Origin of the sequence: Novosphingobium sp. 9, from assembly GCF_025340265.1 — a bacterium.
Lineage (GTDB): Bacteria > Pseudomonadota > Alphaproteobacteria > Sphingomonadales > Sphingomonadaceae > Novosphingobium.
Map to the genome: position 1 here is coordinate 2,909,815 of NZ_CP022707.1, position 18,155 is coordinate 2,927,969.

15 protein-coding genes, 1 pseudogene and 1 other annotated feature are annotated in these 18,155 nt (G+C 62.8%); of the genes and pseudogenes, 13 read left to right on the forward strand and 3 right to left on the reverse strand.

The genetic code is table 11. From position 1 onward, the window contains the following. Positions 1 to 566 precede the first annotated feature (566 nt). Genes CI805_RS14225 through CI805_RS14280 form a run of 12 tightly spaced genes read left to right on the forward strand, consistent with a single transcriptional unit; the run spans position 567 to position 11,017 of the window. Positions 567 to 2,486, forward strand: coding sequence for a methyl-accepting chemotaxis protein (locus CI805_RS14225; protein ID WP_260924623.1), 1,920 nt, complete (start codon positions 567 to 569; stop codon positions 2,484 to 2,486). 26 nt (positions 2,487 to 2,512) lie between these two features. After that, positions 2,513 to 3,388 carry a chemotaxis protein CheW gene (locus CI805_RS14230; RefSeq protein WP_260924626.1) on the forward strand — a complete coding sequence of 292 codons (876 nt, stop codon included), beginning with the start codon at positions 2,513 to 2,515 and terminating at the stop codon, positions 3,386 to 3,388. Further along, positions 3,385 to 3,885: a chemotaxis protein CheW gene (locus CI805_RS14235; protein WP_260924629.1), complete on the forward strand. Its 501-nt coding sequence runs from the start codon at positions 3,385 to 3,387 to the stop codon at positions 3,883 to 3,885. Before CI805_RS14230 ends, CI805_RS14235 begins: the two co-directional genes overlap by 4 nt. Beyond that, positions 3,882 to 4,985, forward strand: coding sequence for a chemotaxis-specific protein-glutamate methyltransferase CheB (cheB, locus tag CI805_RS14240; protein ID WP_260924631.1), 1,104 nt, complete (start codon positions 3,882 to 3,884; stop codon positions 4,983 to 4,985). Before CI805_RS14235 ends, cheB begins: the two co-directional genes overlap by 4 nt. Continuing rightward, positions 4,982 to 5,833: a CheR family methyltransferase gene (locus CI805_RS14245; protein ID WP_260924633.1), complete on the forward strand. Its 852-nt coding sequence runs from the start codon at positions 4,982 to 4,984 to the stop codon at positions 5,831 to 5,833. Before cheB ends, CI805_RS14245 begins: the two co-directional genes overlap by 4 nt. Next, positions 5,833 to 6,636 (forward strand): Hpt domain-containing protein, encoded by an 804-nt coding sequence (locus tag CI805_RS14250; RefSeq protein ID WP_260924638.1) that lies wholly within the window; start codon positions 5,833 to 5,835, stop codon positions 6,634 to 6,636. Before CI805_RS14245 ends, CI805_RS14250 begins: the two co-directional genes overlap by 1 nt. Further along, positions 6,540 to 7,760, forward strand: coding sequence for a chemotaxis protein CheA (locus tag CI805_RS14255; RefSeq protein WP_260924639.1), 1,221 nt, complete (start codon positions 6,540 to 6,542; stop codon positions 7,758 to 7,760). Before CI805_RS14250 ends, CI805_RS14255 begins: the two co-directional genes overlap by 97 nt. Further along, positions 7,757 to 8,020: a hypothetical protein gene (locus tag CI805_RS14260; protein WP_260924641.1), complete on the forward strand. Its 264-nt coding sequence runs from the start codon at positions 7,757 to 7,759 to the stop codon at positions 8,018 to 8,020. The genes CI805_RS14255 and CI805_RS14260 overlap by 4 nt, the downstream gene beginning before the upstream one ends. Before the next feature lie 48 nt (positions 8,021 to 8,068). Then, on the forward strand, positions 8,069 to 8,452 hold the full coding sequence (locus tag CI805_RS14265; protein WP_260924643.1) for a response regulator: 384 nt from the start codon (positions 8,069 to 8,071) through the stop codon (positions 8,450 to 8,452). After that, positions 8,449 to 8,739 (forward strand): chemotaxis protein CheC, encoded by a 291-nt coding sequence (locus tag CI805_RS14270; protein WP_260924644.1) that lies wholly within the window; start codon positions 8,449 to 8,451, stop codon positions 8,737 to 8,739. Before CI805_RS14265 ends, CI805_RS14270 begins: the two co-directional genes overlap by 4 nt. Continuing rightward, entirely contained in the window at positions 8,736 to 9,089 is a 354-nt protein-coding gene (locus tag CI805_RS14275; RefSeq protein WP_260924646.1) for a hypothetical protein, read from the forward strand. Before CI805_RS14270 ends, CI805_RS14275 begins: the two co-directional genes overlap by 4 nt. Positions 9,090 to 9,091: 2 nt before the next feature. Further along, on the forward strand, positions 9,092 to 11,017 hold the full coding sequence (locus tag CI805_RS14280; RefSeq protein ID WP_260924648.1) for a PAS domain-containing sensor histidine kinase: 1,926 nt from the start codon (positions 9,092 to 9,094) through the stop codon (positions 11,015 to 11,017). A 274-nt stretch (positions 11,018 to 11,291) separates the two neighbouring features. On the opposite strand, the gene CI805_RS14285 is transcribed toward CI805_RS14280, so the two are convergent. Together CI805_RS14285 and CI805_RS14290 are read right to left on the reverse strand one after the other, a co-directional pair. Next, positions 11,292 to 11,852: a hypothetical protein gene (locus tag CI805_RS14285; RefSeq protein WP_260924650.1), complete on the reverse strand. Its 561-nt coding sequence runs from the start codon at positions 11,850 to 11,852 to the stop codon at positions 11,292 to 11,294. 64 nt (positions 11,853 to 11,916) lie between these two features. Then, positions 11,917 to 15,222, reverse strand: a complete 3,306-nt coding sequence (locus CI805_RS14290; protein ID WP_260924652.1) for an NERD domain-containing protein — start codon at positions 15,220 to 15,222, stop codon at positions 11,917 to 11,919. Between the two features lie 232 nt (positions 15,223 to 15,454). On the opposite strand from CI805_RS14290, the pseudogene CI805_RS14295 reads away from it, so the two are divergent. Next, positions 15,455 to 16,467, forward strand: a pseudogene (locus CI805_RS14295) (IS110 family transposase). Positions 16,468 to 16,770: 303 nt separating this feature from the next. Here the strand turns inward: CI805_RS14295 and CI805_RS14300 are convergent. Continuing rightward, positions 16,771 to 17,999, reverse strand: a protein-coding gene (locus tag CI805_RS14300; protein ID WP_260924661.1) for an IS3 family transposase whose coding sequence is annotated in 2 segments (ribosomal slippage) — positions 16,771 to 17,711 and positions 17,711 to 17,999 — 1,230 coding nt in all. Because the reading frame shifts where the segments join, the coding sequence is not laid out codon by codon here. Further along, positions 17,602 to 17,718: a sequence feature (AL1L pseudoknot), on the reverse strand. It overlaps the preceding gene by 117 nt. Positions 18,000 to 18,155: the final 156 nt, after the last annotated feature.

Genomic DNA, 18,155 nt, shown 5'->3' on the forward strand with positions numbered 1-18,155 from the left:
TTGCACGCCATCCGTCAGCCGCGCCAGCACCTATAGAAAGCTGATGGTTGCGAATTCGGTTAGCAGTAGCGCCTGCGGCAGCAAGATGTCTTGTTCTGCAGAGGCGCGATGAGGCGTTTCCTGCTCGTATAAGCGATATCTGATGTGCGGAATATAGGATGTTGAGATCCATGCGGATGCTCCTGTCATAAGCGGGAGCGCGATGGTCTCTCAGCCAAGGGGGCTTATAATCAGATTCCCTCGATGCTCGGAATATGGGAAAGATTTTTAGAAAATCAATGTTCGGCATGGAAAATAAATTTGAACTTCGTCTATCATGAATTTGCACTTTGACTTACATCTGATTGAATTTGCACGGTAACGGCAGCCGTAAAATTCGACCCTTATGAGACGCTCAGCACCCGTTTGCAGCGCTCCAGGTGCGGATGGTCCGCAATCGCTTGTGCTCAAAATCGCTGACGCTTTGTCTCAAGGCAGCTTCAATGGTGACCATCTAAATCGAGCTCTGGTAGCACGGGCTTCCGTGTCGTAAGCCACAGCCTCCTGCATGGACAACGAGAGAGCTTATGGCGCTGGTAAAGAAATCGACCCTAAGTTCTCGTGCAAACGGTCCGACCTCGGATCTTGCAAAGGGGACACCATCAGCAAAAGTCAGCGCTACTCGCCGGCCGGCTGCAAAGCGGAGATCGGCCTCGCCGACAGAGCGCATCGACCAAGCCACGCAGGAACTTGCTAGCGGCCTGGGCGAAGCCTCGGCGGCAGCAGCCGAGTTGCAGCGCACGATGGACCAGATTTCGAGCGGGGCCGAGGAGGCGGCGGGTGCAGCCCAGGAATCGCTCGGCCTGATTGCCGCGCTCGGCACGAATTTCCGCGACGCGCGGAGCCGCGCCGAACAATCCCGTCGTCAGACCGAGGCGGTGCAGAGCAGCTTTGCCGAGATCTGCACGCAGATCGAAGGATCGGTTGCCGCCATCGAGCTGAGCGCGCAGCGGCAGCTGACGACCGTCGATCTGATGTCCACATTGGAAGAAGCCGCCGGGAACATCGACGAGATCGGGGCCTATGTCGCAGACGTGTCGGACCAGACCAGCCTGCTCGCTCTCAACGCCGCCATCGAAGCCGCGCGCGCGGGCGACAGCGGTGCGGGCTTTTCGGTCGTCGCGGACGAGGTACGCACGCTGGCCGAGAATTCCGAAGCGGGCGCGAGCGACATTCGGCGCCTCTCCGCCAGCATCGGTAGCGAGGTTCAGCGTATCGCGGCAAAGATTCGCGCCGCCTCGACGCAGGCTACGAGCGAGGCCAGCCTTGGTCATGACGTCGTCGCGCGCCTGAAGGTTGCGCGCGATGATCTGGCGTCGCTGGGCATGAATATGCAGGACATCCTCCAGACCGCAGTGGAAGCGGAAAGTGCGACCCGCGAGGCGGAGCGCGGCGCGGAGCAGGTGGCGAGCGCCGCGGAGGAGCAGTCTGCCGCGGCCGCAGAAGCCCAGCAGGCTATAGAGCAGCAGGGATCTTCGCTGGAGGAAAGCCAGCAAACGGCGGAGGCGCTTGGCGACTTGACCGAGCAGTTGCAGAGCAATGCCGGCGAGGTCGTGGTCGAACAGGTGGCAGCGGCAGCGGAAGAACTGTCAGCGACGGTGCAGGAACTGTCCGGCGCGTCCGGACAAATCCTCGTGGCGCTCGAACAGATCAGTCGTGGCACTCAGGTTCAGGCATCAACCACGCTTCAGGCCAATGCCGCGATGAGCCAAATCGAAAAATCCGCTCGCATTGCCCAAGAGCGAGCTGAAGCCGCTAACGGCCGGATCACCGCGATCGTGCGATCGGTGACGGAAGGCCGGGCGATGATGGAGCGGCTGGTTGATGGCGTCGGCACCGCGCTGCAAGAGGTCAACGGCGTGCAGGGCCTGTTGGCAGGCCTGAACGACACTACGCGAAAGATCGAAAAGATCGCCGACAGCCTCGCCCTGATTTCCATCCAGACGAATATGCTAGCCGTTAGCGGCGCGGTCGAGGCGACCCGTGCCGGGGACGCAGGGTCGGGATTTGCAACGGTCGCGGGAGATATCCGCAAGCTGTCTCGCGATGCCGCCGATAGCGCAGAACGGACCAAGGACATCGTCCGCACGATACAGGATCAAATGGTTTCCGTCCGCCGCGATCTCGATCAGGTCGTCGGAGCCGCTGAGGCCGAAATAGCCCGCAACCGCGCCATGGTGGAACGCTTTGCGCTGGTAACGGCGGAACTGGAGGATGCGCAAGCATCCAACGGCGCGATCGTGGCGAGCGCCGATGCCATGCTGCGGTCCGTTCGGGAGGTGCAGAGCGGCACCAGTCAGATCGCCGAAGCGGCCGATCTGGCTGCGGCGGCCGTCCGGGAAGCAAGCGCAGCCGCACGCCAGCAGGCGCAGGGCGCCGAGGCGCTGGCGGCGGCGATCGAGGAAATCGCGTCCATCGCCACCGTCCTTGCCGCACAAGAGAACTGAGTTTGGCCTCCGCCCCCCTTCCCGCCATGCAGCTGCTGACGTTCACCGTCGGCGAGCGGCGTCTGGGCCTGCCCGCCGTGCAGGTGCGGGATATCCTGTCGATGCCGCGGATTTCGCGCGTGCCGCATGCGCCGCGTGCGCTGCTGGGCGTCGCGAACATGCGCGGCACGGTCATTCCGGTGATTTCCGTTGGACGGCTGGTCGGTCAGGAAGAGAGCGGAACCCGGCGCTTGATCGTCGTCGATGTCGACGGCCTCATCGGGTTGGCCGTAACGAGCGTTGCGCAACTTGTGGACCAGCGCGCGTTCGATGATGTCTCCCTGCTCGACGTTGCCGAACTGGTCTCACGAGCCGTGCCGGAGAAACGTCAGCACCAGTCCGGCGGGCGCGTCATCGCGTTGGCTAGCCGTGCTGCCCGGCAAGATACCGTGCCGCTCGTCGCCTTCACGATCAGCGATCAGGCCTTTGCGCTCCCCTTGTCCAACGTAGACAAGATCCTACGCGTGCCAGACGACATTGCCCGGATGCCAAATGCGGACGATGTCGTGGTCGGCACAATGCCGATGCAAGGCACCGTCCTGCCGTTGCTGTCGCTCGCGGCCCTGCTGGCACTGCCCATCCGGTCCGCAGACCATCATGCCCGCATTCTCATCGTCAGGATTGGCACGCATCGCGTCGGTCTGCTGGTCGATGCGATGCAGTCCGTTGTGCGCGTCGCCGAGACCGACATCGATCCCGTTCCGCAAGTGCTGAACCGGGGCGGTGCGGAAGCGCGTATTCAGGCGATCTGCCGGCTCGGAGAAGGCAGGGGCCTGTTGTCCGTCCTCGCCACGGATCAACTGCTGCGGGGGACATCATGGCAAGGCTGCTACAGGGCGATGGCAAGGAACAAGGCGACATGACAGGCGGCGCGGCCAGCGAACGAAGCGAGCGGTTTCTTCTGTTCCGCATCGGCGACGACAGCTTCGGCTTGCCCCTCGATGCGGTCGAGGAGGTCCTCCCCTTGCCGCCGCGCCTCACGCCTCTGCCCAAGGCGCCCGACTTCGTGCAGGGAGTCATGAACGTGCGCGGTCAGGTCATCCCGGTGATCGACCAGGCGCGGCGGTTCAGCGGCACCGCCGTAGGTAGCGCCAAACCCCGTGTGATCGTGGTGCGCATCGGTTCGCTGACTGCCGGCTTCATCGTCGACGCCGTCTCCGAAATCGCCCAGGTGGCCGAAAGCGCGCTACACGAAGCCCCCGATCTGGGGACGGAGGGGACGCGGGTTTTCGACCGTGTCGCGACGCTTGGCGGCCGGGACAGCCTCGTCCTGATCGTCAGTGCGTGTGAACTGCTAGACCGGGCCGAGCAGGATTTGCTGACCAGGCTGGGAAAGAAGAGCGTGACCAAAGCGCCGTGACCCGATTGCTGATCATTGACGATTCGGCGCTGATGCGGCGTCTGCTGACAGAAATCTTCACGGCGGCGGGCGACTTCGAACTCGCCGTCGCGCGAAGTGGCGCAGAGGCGCTGGAGATGCTGTCCGACGTCGCGCCGGACGTCATCACGCTCGACATCAACATGCCCGGCATGGACGGGCTGGCCTGCCTCGACCGGATCATGGTGCTACGCCCCTGCCCCGTCGTCATGGTCTCCTCGCTCACCACAGACGGCGCCGAGGAAACGCTGGAGGCAATGGCGCTGGGTGCAGTCGATTTTATCGCCAAGCCCAAGGGCGCCGTATCGCTCGAAATCGACGCCATCGCCGACGATCTGGTCGACAAGGTGCGCGCCGCCGCGAAAGCGCGCATTTCCCGCACAACCCGCCTTCAGGAGCGCGTCCGTGCCCGCGCCAGCGGCACGCTCGCCAGCCGCAAATCGCGCCCTGTCCGCTTGATGCCGGATGGTGCCATGCCCCTGCCGCCCCTGTCCCGCGTGGATGGAGAAACGGGCGTAATTGTCATCGGCTGCTCGACGGGAGGCCCCCCTGCGCTCGACACCGTGCTCGACGGGTTGGCCGCGGATTTCCCTTGGCCGATCCTGATCGCCCAGCACATGCCCGCCAGCTTTACCGGACCGCTTGCGCGCCGCCTCGACCGTATGTGTGCGCTGAGAGTACAGGAGATCACGGGCACCACGCCGCTGCTGCCCGGCCATGCCTATATCGGAAAGGGGGACGCCGATCTCATCCTCTCCCGGCGCAATGGGCATCTCATCGCGCTCCCTGCTCCCAGCAGCAGCGATTATTTCTGGCATCCCAGCGTGGACCGGCTCGTTGACAGTGCGATGCGCCTGATTGCGCCCGACAGGCTGATCGGGGTGTTGATGACTGGCATGGGCACAGATGGAGCGGCAGCGATGACACGGTTGAAGCAGGCAGGCGGGCTCACCATCGCCGAGGCCGAGAATACGGCCGTTGTCTGGGGCATGCCGGGCGCCTTGGTGCAGGCAGACGGTGCCAGCATCGTCCAGCCTCTCGACCGCATTGCCGATGCACTCACGGCTCTTTTGCCGGCGTGAGCGGTGTCCCCTCTGCCGCGAACATACCGATCGCCCTATCGGCAGAGGAACTGGCGACGGTCTGCACCCTGCTCTACCGCTGGACGGGCATGATCTTCGGCGAGAACAAGCGTTATTATATCGAGCGCCGCATCACCGAGCGGATGAAGCGCACCAACGTCACCACGGCGAAGGCCTATCTCGGCTATGTCGGCGCGCACCTCGCTGAGCGCGAGGCGCTCATCAACGCCTTCACGATTAATGAGACCTATTTCTATCGCGAAGAGCATCAACTCGCGGCGCTTTCCCGCGACATTCTCCCCGACCTGGTCCAGACCAAGCGGGCGGGCGATCTTGTCCGCATCTGGTCCATGCCCTGCTCGACGGGCGAGGAGGCCTATTCGATCGCGCTCTGGCTGCTGGAAAACTGGCCGCTGGTGGATGCCTATAATGTTGAAATCGTCGGGTCCGACATAGATACAGGTGCCATTGCCAAAGCGCAGGAGGGCCATTTCGCGGAGCGGGCGCTCGCCCGGCTGCCCGACATTGTGCGCGAAAGCTATTTCGAACCGGAACATGGCCATCGCCGCCGCATCATTCAGGATTTGCGGGAATCGGTGCGCTTTGTCGCCGCCAACATCATCGACGCGAGCAGCCTGAGCGGGCTGGGCCTGTTCGATGTGATCCTGTGCCGCAACCTGCTGATCTATTTTGACGACAGCTCTCGGTTGATTGCAGCGAACAATCTCTTCGATGCCCTCAACCCCGGCGGGACCATTTGCCTCGGCCATAGCGAGTCCATGGGGCGCATCTCCGATCGCTTCACCCTCTCTCGCCTTCCGGACGCAATCGTCTATCAAAAGCCGTAATGGACGAACTGCTTGAACAATTTCTGATCGAGGGGCGCGAACTCGTCGCGCAGGCGAGCAAGGATTTTGCCGCCCTGTCGCGCGATCCCACCGACGTCGCCGCCATCGACAGCGCTTTTCGGGCGATCCATACGCTCAAAGGGTCCGTGGTGGTGTTCGACCTCGGCCCTGCCGAGCGGTTGTTGCATGCCGCCGAGGATCTTCTGGACCGGGTCCGCAAAGGCACCTGCGCTCTCGAAGCGGCAGAGACCGCCGCGCTTGTCGCCAGCCTTGATGAGGTTGACCGCTGGATCGACGACATGGAGCGGGACGGCCGGTTGAGCGAGGATGCCCTGGCAAGGAGCGAACAGGCGATTACCCGCCTGATAGCACGCGCTGCCGAGCCTCCTTCCCATGACCCGATAGCAGGCAACCAGAAATGGGTCACCCGCCTGTCGGAAAGAGAGACCTCGATCATCGCCGGTGCGGCAGGGCCCGTCGTCGCGTTTTGCTACACGCCGGATGCAGACTGCTTCTTTCGTGGCGAAGACCCGCTGGCGGTGGCGGAAGCAGTTCCGGACCTCCTCACACTTGCCATACTCCCCGCGACGGGGCATGGCCCGACCCCGCGGCCATTGAGCCATTCTCCTGCTTCAGCATCCTGGAGGGCCTCAGTTCGGCCTCTCTGGACAGCGTTTGCGCTGCCTTCCGACTGCAACCCGATCAGGTGCAATTCGCCGAGCTGGCGTCCGATAACCGGCCCGACGTCGCGCGCGCAGCTCGCGTCGATACGAGCGTGCTGCGGGTCGAATCCGCACGGGTAGATGCGATGGCTGACGGGCTGGGCGACCTTGTCGTCGCGATCAACGCACTCGCCCCGCTGGCCGAGGACGCGCAGAGCGTCGATCGTGCCCTTGCGGCACGCATCCGCACCGTCCAGGCGAACATCGAGCGGGCGACGGGTTCCCTCCATCGCAATCTGACCGCCGTGCGTCTGGTCCCTCTCGAACCCGCTCTCCAGCGCCTACCACGGCTCTCACGCGAGATTGCGCAAAGCCTGGGCAAGAGCGTGGCGCTCGCCATTGCCGGGGAAGGGATCGAGGTCGACAAGCAAATTGCCGACGGCCTCTTCGAACCGCTCCTCCATATGATCCGCAATGCCATCGATCATGGCATAGAAGCCGTCGAGGTTCGCCGCGCGACGGGAAAGCCGCAGGAGGGCAGGATCGCTCTTGGCTTCACTCGTGAAGGAGACACGGTAGTCGCCACGCTGAGCGACGATGGGGCAGGCATTGATCCCGCCCATATTCGGCAGGTCGCCGTTTCGCGCGATCTCCTGACGCAGGACACTGCAGATAACCTGACCGACGCGGCCGCGCTACGCCTCATCTTCGCTCCCGGCTTTTCGACTGCTGGCGCTGTCACGGAAGTATCCGGACGAGGCGTCGGCATGGATGCCGTGCAGGCGGCCATCGACAGGTTGCGCGGCTCCATCGAGATCGACAGCACCGCCGGCCAGGGTACCATTTTCCGCATGCGCCTGCCGGCCAATGCGCTCACGACGCGATTGCTGGTCGTGGAGGTCGGCGGAGAGAGATATGGCGTCGCCCTCGATCAGGTGGTCGAGACGGTCCGCATCGACCGTTCCGCGCTGTTCCCCGTCGGCCGGGGTATCGCCTGCGTCCTGCGGGACCGGACCGTGCCCGTTCTCGACCTCGCGACCCTGCTGGATGCCCACCACGCGGAAGGGCCGCATGCCAAGCTAGTGGTGACGCAGAGCGGCGGTGAGCCGGTGGCGCTGCGGGTCGATGATTTCGCCGAACGCATCAATACGATCGTGCGCCCGCCGACGGGCATGCTGTCCTCTGCCCGAGGTGTCATCGGCTCCGCCCTCATGGGCGATGGCAGCGTCCTTCTCGTTCTTGACCTGCCGGAGCTGGCGACATGACCGTGCGCAAGACCGACGACGCCATACTTCTGGAGGGGCGCTGCGGCGTCGAGGATGCGGAAACGCTGCTCCTGGCCTTGCAGGATGCGCCGGAAGCCGTCGTCGATGCCACCGCCGTTCAAAAGCTGCACATGGCCGTCGCACAGGTCCTTCTCGCGCTTCGTCCCACCATTCGGGGCGCACCGGAGCCCCCCTCTCTCTCGCGAAATATTTTTGGGCCGATGGTTTCGGATAGCGACATGGCGACCAAAACGCCTTAGCAACCATGACCAAGAATGCTGTGATATCCCCTGTTTCCGGAGTGCCCGATGTCCGTTACCGTTTTGATTGTCGATGACAGCAAGCTGGCGAGGATCGTCGCGGGAAAGGCCCTCGCGGAACTGCAGCCGGACTGGCAGAAGATCGAAGCGGGCAGCGCCAGTCAGGCGCTGGAACTCATCGCCGAACAGCCCGCCGACGTCGCGCTCATCGATTTCAACATGCCGGAGAAGGACGGGCTTGAACTTGCGGCCGAGTTGCACGTTCTGCGACCAGATATGCCCATCGCCATCATCACCGCCAATATCCAGGACGAGATCATAGCGCGCGCGAGAGAAATCGGCGCCGCTTTCGTCGCCAAGCCTGTGACGCCTGACGCTTTGGAACCCTTCCTCTCGGGGGCCGCACTCCGTCTCAGGTCGCAGCGCAGGTGATTCCTGAAAGTATTGTCCTCGCCGAGCTTGAACGCGACGCACTGACCGAAATCGTGAACATCGGCGTCAGCCGCGCAGCATCCAGCCTGCGCAAGATGATCGGCGACCAGGTGTTCCTGTCGGTGCCGTCCATCGAAGTGGTGAGCCAGAAGCGAGCCGCGCGGCTCATCAGCGAACGGGAAGTGACCGATCTCGTTGCCGTGCGTCAGGATTTTTCCGGCCCGTTTTCCGGCCGTGCACTGCTGATCTTCCCGAGACGAACAGTCTGGAACTGGTGCGGGCGGTGACCGGCGGCGAATTGTCCGCGCAGGATGTCGTCGACATGGAGCAGGAGGCGTTGGCCGAAACCGGCAATGTCATACTAAACAGCTGCCTCGCGACGATGGCGAACATGCTCCGTCGCTCGCTCACCATGACCATTCCGGAGGTTCTGCGCGGATCCGGGGCCAGCCTGTTCGAGGTTAGCGAGGACGGTAAGACGGACGGGCTCGTTCTCTTCCTCTATATCGACTTTGCGGTGCGCAGCCGGGACATCCGTGGCTATATCGCGATGATCATGGACCTGCCGTCGCTGGCAATGTTGAAGGAACTGCTGGGCGAATTCATCGCGCGTGTGGTCGGCGAGGACGGCATCTGATCGTGATCAAGCCAGAACAAATCGGTTCCATCCTCGCGGCGGCGGGCGCTAGTGGAACCTGGGATTGGGACATTGCGGCCGACCGATTGTCGGTCGATGCGCACTTCGCGGAACTCTTCGGACTTGATCCGCAGACGGCGAACGACCTCCCGACCAGCACCTTTTTCACCGCTATTCATCCGGAGGACCGCGCCCGTATCCGCATCGCAGTGGCGGGCATCCTGTCAGGCGCGGAACTCTTTTCCAAGGAGTTTCGCGTCGTCGATCCCGTCGGCGTCCCGTTGTGGATGCACGCGCGGGGGCAAGGCCATCTCGACCAGAATGATCAGCCGGTGCGGTTCACCGGCATCCTGGTCGACGTTACCGAACGCAAGCGGACAGAGGAGCGCCTTCGTGTCGCCCAGAGCGCAGGCGGTGTCGGCACTTTCGAATATGTCGACGGCTATGCAACGGCGGCGGTTTCCGATGAATTCTGCCGCTTGCTGGGCCTCCACCCTGCCCCCGTCCTGCCCGTACAGACGATCAACGGCGTGTTGCAGGGGGAAAATGCCCTCCTCATCCCCAGCCACCGCGAGGGCGCCATTCCCGATGGCCTCGACGCGGAGTTCTGCATCCGGCGAAACGACGATGGTGCGATGCGCTGGATAGCGCGGCGCGGCGAGATTGTGCGCGAAGGCGCCGGTTATCGCCTGATCGGCGTCATCTATGATGTCACCGCGGCCAAAGAGAACGAGGCCAAGCTGCGCGAATTGAACGATACGCTGGAAAGCCGCGTCGAGCAGGAAGTCGCCAACCGCCAGCAGGCCGAGGACGCGCTGCGACAGGCGCAGAAGATGGAGGCTGTCGGCCAACTCACCGGCGGCATCGCGCACGACTTCAACAACCTCCTGATGGCGATCACCAGCAGCCTCACGCTCCTCCAGAAGCGCATCCCGGCCGATCCGCAGACGCAGAAGCTGATCGAGAATGCCCAGCAGGGCGCCGAGCGGGGCGCCGCCCTAACGCAGCGCATGCTGGCATTCGCCCGCCGTCAGGACCTCGCATCGGAGCGTATCGACGTGCCGGTGCTGGTCAATGACGTGCGCGAACTGATCGAGCGCACTTTGGGCCCGGCCTGGTCTCTCGACCTGCAATTCCCGGACCATCTTCCGGCCGTTCTGGCGGACGGCAACCAGCTCGAACTGGCGTTACTAAACCTGACCGTCAATGCCCGCGACGCCATGCCAGAGGGCGGCACCATCAAGGTGGTTGCCGAGTGCCGTGAAGAGAAGGACATTCCGTCTGACGGCCTCTTGGAGGGCACCTATATCGGTCTTTCGGTCATCGACACCGGCAGCGGTATGGATGAAGCGACCCTCGCCCGCGCAACCGAGCCCTTTTTCACGACGAAAGGTGTAGGCAAGGGCACTGGCCTTGGCCTCTCCATGATCCATGGGCTGGCCAAGCAACTGGACGGCGGCTTTACACTGGATAGCATTATCGGGCGCGGCACCACCGCAACCTTGTGGCTGCCTGCAGCCGAGCCGGACGCCGCGCCGGCGGCACCCCAACGCGAAAGCAAGGTATCCTTCGCTGGCAAGCTGAAAATCCTTGTCGTGGACGACGACTTCCTGATCCTCATGAACACCTCCGCCTTGCTGGAGGATTTGGGGCATGAGGTTCTGGAAGCAAATTCCGGCGAGGAGGCTCTTGCCCTTGTCCGGCAATATCCGGACATCGATCTGGTCATCACAGATCAGGCGATGCCACAGATGACGGGAACCCAATTGGCCGACCATGTCACGGAGATACGGGCGGACATCCCTATCATCCTTGCCAGCGGATATGGTGACGTACCGGCAGGCTCGCAGCAGCGGATCGTTCGATTGGGCAAACCGTTTGGACAGACTATGCTTGATCAGGCTATTTCTGCTGCCATGGCTGGATAGGCTCCCAGCGACCCATCATTGTCGTTCAGGGGCCAATTTTTCGTACCCAGGTGCGGACATTGCATAGCTGCACTCAGGGCGGTCATCATGTCGCCTTGGTTGGACACTCCGGAACGGCAGGTCTTAGGGCGCAGTTTGCGTATAGCTGTCCTTCGTCGCGGCCATGTCCGATGGCAGCCACGCTCGAAAGCAGACGTCGAGCAGTGGGAGAGACGGAATAGCGCACTGAATGCTTATTGGTGTTGCAGGCCGGTATAGGGCGCGAGCCCGACCATCACATGTCCCCGCGCAATTCCAGAACAGCGCCTTCGCACCAGGTCGTGATGATCCAATGCGCCTGGAACAGCGCATCGAGATCGACCGAAAGCCCGACATAGCGTGCGCCGCCGCGATCGGCAGGATAGCGAAAGCGATCGGCCGAGGGATCGAAGGATTGGATATGGGCTATCATGGCCACCACTTCACGGGTCAGGTCATCGTCGTCGCAACAGCCTTCCTGCGAACGAAGATCGAGCAGTTGCTTGAACAGCTTTCGGAGATCGTGACCCGGACTGCCCGCAATCGCGCTGGCGAGTTCGATAATGGCGGCCTTGATTGCCAGCTCGACGCTTTGCCGCCAGAGCGCGAGCAACGGCCTTTCAAGCAAACCCGAGTGATCCTTGCGCGCGGCATCCCACAACGCCTCGAACCCGCGTTGAAAGCTGAATGAGACGAGATCCCACGAGCCCGCCGTCAAGTCCGAGGACAGATCGCGCACCAGCGCACCCAGCGAGGGCTGCGACTGAACGATCTGCTCGACAAGTGCGTCGCGATAGTGCTCCGACATGACAGCCACTCCCAAACGGCTCGATCACGAAAAAGCAATGGCAAGTGATCATGCCAAATGACGAGACGATGCTTCATCGCGCCGCCGGTTGGCCGGTTTCGCTCCGTTCGAGCGCACGCGCCGTTGCCAGTGCCTGCTCGCCATGGCGTGGATGTTCGAGCCAGCCTTGGACGAGCGCGAGATCGGTTGGCCGGCCGACCTGGGCCAGAAACTGGAGCGCGGCATCGATGTGCTCGTCCTCGAGCGATCGACCGAACTGGAATGCGGCAAATGCGGACTTCCCGACATAATCGCGGGCCAGCACCGCCCGGGCGAGATCTCTCACCATGTCCGGCCACAGGCGCTCGAAGGCAACGTCGAGACGACTGTCGAAATCGAAAATGCGCGCCTCGCGTTTCACGCGCTGAATGACGTCAAACGCTTCGGCGACGCCGCATGCAAAGAAGGTATCGGTCGAGACGTTCGTGGCCCCGCCGCCAAGAGCGTGAAGGAGCGGCGCGGCTTCGTGCCAGGCGCGCATCGCCGGATCGTCGGGAACGCTCTCTGACGCCTCGAGCGGAAGATCCAGCTTGGCGAGCAAGCTGATCGCCTCGGCATAGGCGACAACCGCGCACTGGTGCGAATGGCCATCGAGGCGCGGTCCGCGCGCGAGCTGCTGGAGCTCGGTTGCCGCTTCCGGTGTGGGATCGCGATGCAGAGCCCGCAAGATGTCGCTGATGAACCACGGATCGCCCTGGCGGTCGCGCAATCCGCGGAGCAGCAAGGCTTGCCGCTTCTCCACCGGCAAGACGTCGTAAAAGGCCTCCCAGTAGATTTCGCAGAACGGGTGGTCATAGGTCCGGGTCACCGCGCTCACCGCTAGCGAGCAGGCCTCCGGCGAATCCGGCATGGCGAGCATCGCCTCGTATTCCTCGACCGCCGATTCAATAGTGAAATCGTGCTCGATCCCGTCAACTCCGACAAGGGCGTCGAACACCGAACTGTTCAGAAACAGATTGTCGTCGGTCAGATAGCTGTTGAGTTCGTCGCGCACCGCCAGGCGATCGTCCTCGCCGAGCTCGCCGCCGCGGAAGCGGATGAAGTCGCAGATGATGAGGCGCAGGTGATAGACCTGCGTGCGCCAGACCCGCCGGAGGAGCTCGGGAAAGCGCGCCGGCATGGGCTCGCCGCGGGCACAGCGGAGCGCAGAGACCAGCAGGAAGAGTTGCCCTACGCTGAAGGATTCGAAGGCGTCGAGGTGGGATGCGATGTCGAGCGCGGTGGCATGCTCGCCGCGGGTGGACCAGGAATTCTGGATCGCTTGAAGAAGAGTCTGGAGATGCCGCGCCCCGCTGAAATGGTGCATGCCGTAGACGGTGCCGCATGCTGCAGCACGCCAGGCGAGACGCACGTCGGGGTGCCGCTCCCGGAGCCGTTCCGCTTCGGCGAGCAGCCTTCGATCCACTGCGGCAAAAGCATCGAGCAAGTCTGCAAGCAGTCCGTCACCGAGCGCCGCCGGAATGAGATTGAGGTATAGGTCGTCGATCGGATCGTCCTCGACCCCATCCGTGAAGCCGGGCACGAGCGACGACAGTTCGCGGGCGCTCGTCACCCCGTCGGGTAGCGCCAGGTCGATAGTGCTGTAGCGCCGTTTAAGCTGCGCGATCAGATCGCTCATCCGACTGAGGACGAAGCTCCGCGCCTTCGCGCCGGCACGGCCCGACAGCGCGCTTTCGAGCAGCCGGGAGTCCGGTGCATTGGCCAGCAGGGTTTCGATCTCCTGCGTCGTTGCGCACCCGCCCAGGATGAACTCGCGCAGCTCCGCATGAATCGGCTGGCACGCGAGCGCATGAAGGCCCGCGGGCGTTCCTGCACGGTGCAGAATCGCATCGGCGGCGTAGAAGTCGGCGATCAAATCGTGGCGAAAGCCGATGCCGCCCGCGTCGCTCCACAGCAGGCCCGCCGCGCATGCCGCGTCGATCGTCGAACCGTCGGTTCCGACGATCCGTTCCGCCGCCGACTTGGGCATTGCGGCAACGAACCCGATCCGCATCGCCGTCGCCAGTTCGGAGAGCCGCCGATGGTCTTGTGCAGCCGGCGCGGAATCGAGCCTGGCCCGGCTGAAGGCGTAGTAGAGCGAATAGCGGCCATCGATGACGCTGGCTCGATCGAGCACTGCGGCGAGGATCGCCGCATCGTGCGCGGTCGCAACGACTTCGAGCGCGGCGATCTCAGGCGGTGTAAGCGCGCGGCCCAGATGCGCCTCCACGATGCGGTGGGCTTGTGTCGGCTCGGGCTGATTGAGTGTGATCGTCGCGCCCGCGAGGCTCGTCGGCAGGCCGATTTCCTCTTGCCCCGTGATCACGATACGCGCGCCATAGTTGATGCGCGCTGCCTGCAAGGCAGCGACCAGCTCGGCACGCTTGTCAGCGGGGCATTCGTTGACCGCGTCGACATGGAGGACGATTTCAGCACCGGCCTCGACGGCAGCGCGAAACAACGCGGGGATCTTCTCGCGCGAATAACGCGCCGCATCTGCGCGCAGCAGCGGGCCGATGCCTCGACCGAAGTCGCGCCCCCGGATCAGAAGGGGGATGTTGCCGCGTGCGGCGCATGCGGTAGCGAGGTGTTTCAGGAGCTCGGTCTTCCCGCTCCCAGACGGACCGACGATCTGCAACTGCTCTCCCTCGGCGATGCGACGAGCCAGCTCCGCAGTGCTGTCCTTCCCATCGAACTGAGGTTCAACGTAGGGGCCGAGCGTGGTCCGCCCAAGATCGGCATGGGCTGTCAGATACTGGGCGACGATCTGGTCGGCCGCGCTAGGCGGCTGCATGCTTTGGTCAGCGAGGCCCTGCGCCAGTGCAAAGGCTCGCCACTGGTCAAGGGAGAGCGCGTTCGTGCGAGGGACCTTGAGCAATGCGACGAGCTCGGCATAGCCTCCGATCGCCAGTTTGAAATCGCCTGCGGGTATGTTCGATCCGGCCGGAGCCCCAGGATAGAGACACAGCATACCCGCGACGGCATCCTTCGCGTCCCGTCCGTCCTGTCCACGCAAACTGTCTGTTACCGTGAAGCGGTTTTCCAGTGCCTGCTGGTAGGGATTGGTGCTACCAAGCTCGCGTCTGCTGCCATTGTCCTGCTCGACCGACCAGGGCCCATTCACGCCGCCATAGACGGGATGTAGATAGGCCTTGATCTCGACCACGACCGCGGTGGTCGCGGTCGCGACAATCAGGTCAATCTGGCGACGCCTAGGACCAAGCGTGACATTGGCCAGCAGAACGGCTTCGACACCGTCCGCTTCCAGATCGCGCTTCAGCTGGCGCGCGCAGGCAATCTCGGCCGGATTGGTGACGCGATCACCGTGGAAAATCTGGAGCGAGGCACTGAGTGGCGACATGGCTCGAAACTATACGCGCGCTCGCTCCGATCAAGGCAGCCATTAGATTATCGACGGCGCTGAGAAGTTTGCAAGCCACTCCTTGCGCGATTGCGGGCTCGGTTCGTCAGCCTCCAATTGCACCGACAAGTGCCGCGGGAGCATGTTTGTGAACTGATGCGGTGGATGCCTCCCTTCATCGGGCATCGTATGATGCTCAATGGCGCCGTGGCGGTGCCCGAAGGAGGAGCATATGGCGAATGCACACATGCTGTCGATCGACCTGGCGAAGCGCAGCTTCCAAGTCTGCGCGACTGATCGAGCAGGGTCGGTTCTATATAATCGGACGATCTCACGGTCCAAACTGGAGGCGCTGCTCAAGGCGCAGCCTCGCTGTATAGTCGCTATGGAAGCCTGCGCGACGAGCCATTTTTGGGGCCGATTTGCTGGCGCGGAAGGTCATGAGGTTCGGCTGATCCCGCCAATCTACGTGAAGCCTTTCGTGAAGAGGCAGAAGAACGATGCTGCAGACGCGGCGGCCATTGCCGAAGCTGCTGTGCGCCCGAACCTGCATTTCGTTGCGGTCAAAAGCGCGGAGCATCAAGCGAGAGCTGTGGCCTATCGTACCCATCAGTGTTTTGTGAGCCAGCGGACGCAGACTATCAATGCGCTACGAGGACACTTGGCCGAGTTCGGCCTGGTATTCCCTCAAGGAGTTCCTCATCTGAAGGAAATCCGCGCAGCCATGGACGATGATGATGTCGACGTGCCTCCCGGTATACGGGAGATCGCAAGACTCTACCTCGAGCACATCGACACCCTGTCCGCGAAGATTGACGAGCTTTCACTCAGACTACGGGAAGCAATGGCGGTCAGCGTCGAGCTTCGCCGCCTTTGCACGGTGCCGGGCGTTGGCCCGGTGACCGCTGGTGCGATCATGGCGTTTGCACCAGATCTGCGGACTTTCGCCAGCGGCAGAAACTTCGCAGCATGGCTCGGCCTCGTGCCCAAGCAGCGATCAACGGGCGGAAAATCCCGCCTCGGGTCCATGAGCAAAATGGGTCAAAGCGACATTCGCAAACTTCTCGTCGTCGGTGCGATGAGCAGGATACGATGGATCGTGCGCAAAGGCGTTCTCCCGACAACTGGCTGGGCCGCATGATGGCTCGACGGCCCAGAATGGTGGTCGCCGTAGCACTGGCGAACAAAATGGCACGGACAATCTGGGCGATGATGACCCGCGAGGAAGACTACCGTTTGGCGTGATGGTGTAACTGCCATAGCGCTCGGGGCCTCGGCCCCGACAAGGAGATCGACTGATACTATGCGGCAAGGACTTCAATGTTCACGATACGGCTAACCAGTCCCGGGGCGAGAGCAAACCAAGCTCGCTGAACCGATGTGGCCCGGATCGTTCGAACTGCATAACGGCCCGTGGCGTCAGCAAGCCACACCAGAGGCCTGACACACGACCGATGAAGCGCTCTGCCGAGCAAAGTCAGAAATCACCTTGCAATCTGGGAGGCATCCACACACGCCCCGGGATTGCCGGAGGCCAGTTTTCTTAAATTAGGCAGCCAGCGGGACCTCGTCCAGCATAGCGTAGTAACGTTGCTCGGCTTCGACGGGCGGAATGTTTCCGATCGGTTCCAGCAGGCGCCTGTTGTTGAACCAGTCGACCCATTCCAGCGTGGCGTATTCGACGGCTTCGAATGAGCGCCAAGGGCCTCGACGGTGGATCACCTCGGCCTTGTAAAGACCGTTGATCGTCTCGGCCAAAGCGTTGTCGTAGCTGTCACCAACGCTGCCGACGGATGGCTCGATGCCGGCTTCCGCGAGACGTTCGGTGTACTTGATGGACACATATTGCGATCCGCGGTCGCTGTGATGGACCAGGCCGCCGCGATGAACGGGCTGTCGGTCGTGGATAGCCTGCTCCAGCGCATCCAGCACGAAGCTGGCGTGCGCTGTCCGGCTGACACGCCAGCCCACGATATAGCGAGCGTAGACGTCGATCACGAAGGCAACGTAGACGAACCCCGCCCAGGTCGCGACATAGGTGAAGTCGGAAACCCATAGCATGTTTGGCGCTGGAGCATGGAACTGGCGGTTGACCTGATCGAGCGGGCATGGCGCCGCCTTGTTCGCGATCGTGGTGCGAACCGGCTTGCCGCGGATCACCCCTTGCAGACCAAGATCTCGCATCAACCGCTGTACAGTGCAGCGTGCAACATCGAAGCCCTCGCGCTTCATCTGCCGCCACACTTTGCGTACACCGTAGACGCCGAAGTTCTCGGCAAAGACCCGCAGAACTTCGGGCTTCAGCTCTTCATCCTTCCGGGCACGAGCAGATTGCAAAGCCGGGTCTCGCCGCTTGGCAAGGCGCTCGTGATAGGTGGATGGGGCGATCGGCAGAACCCGGCAGATCGGCTCGACCCCATAGGCATCGCGATGTTCGTCGATAAAGGCGATCATCGTTTGAACGGGCGGTCGAGCTCCGCCTGGGCAAAATATGCCGACGCCTTGCGCAGTATCTCGTTAGCCTGCCGCAGTTCGCGGACTTCACGCTCCAACGCCTTGAGCTTCTCGGCGGTCTCCGTCGGCACACCACCGCGCTTGCCGCTGTCCACCTCCGCTTTCTTCACCCATTCCAGCAGCGTGTGTCCGGAACACCCGATCTTCTCAGCAACCGATGTGATCGCAGCCCAGCGAGAAGGATAATCTCCCTCGTGATCCAGAACCATCCGGATCGCCCGCTGCCGAACCTCAGGGGCAAACTTGTTCGTCGTCTTGCTCATCGTAGACCCTTCCTCTCAGGAGTTAGGGCCTCCGGCAATCCCGGGGCGGTTCATTGGGACAGTGTGTTCAAAATCTTAGTAACTCTAATCAGCGCACTATCAAGGAGATGGGTTCTTTGGTATTCGATCCAAACGAGGTCTCCCCTCGCATACGCG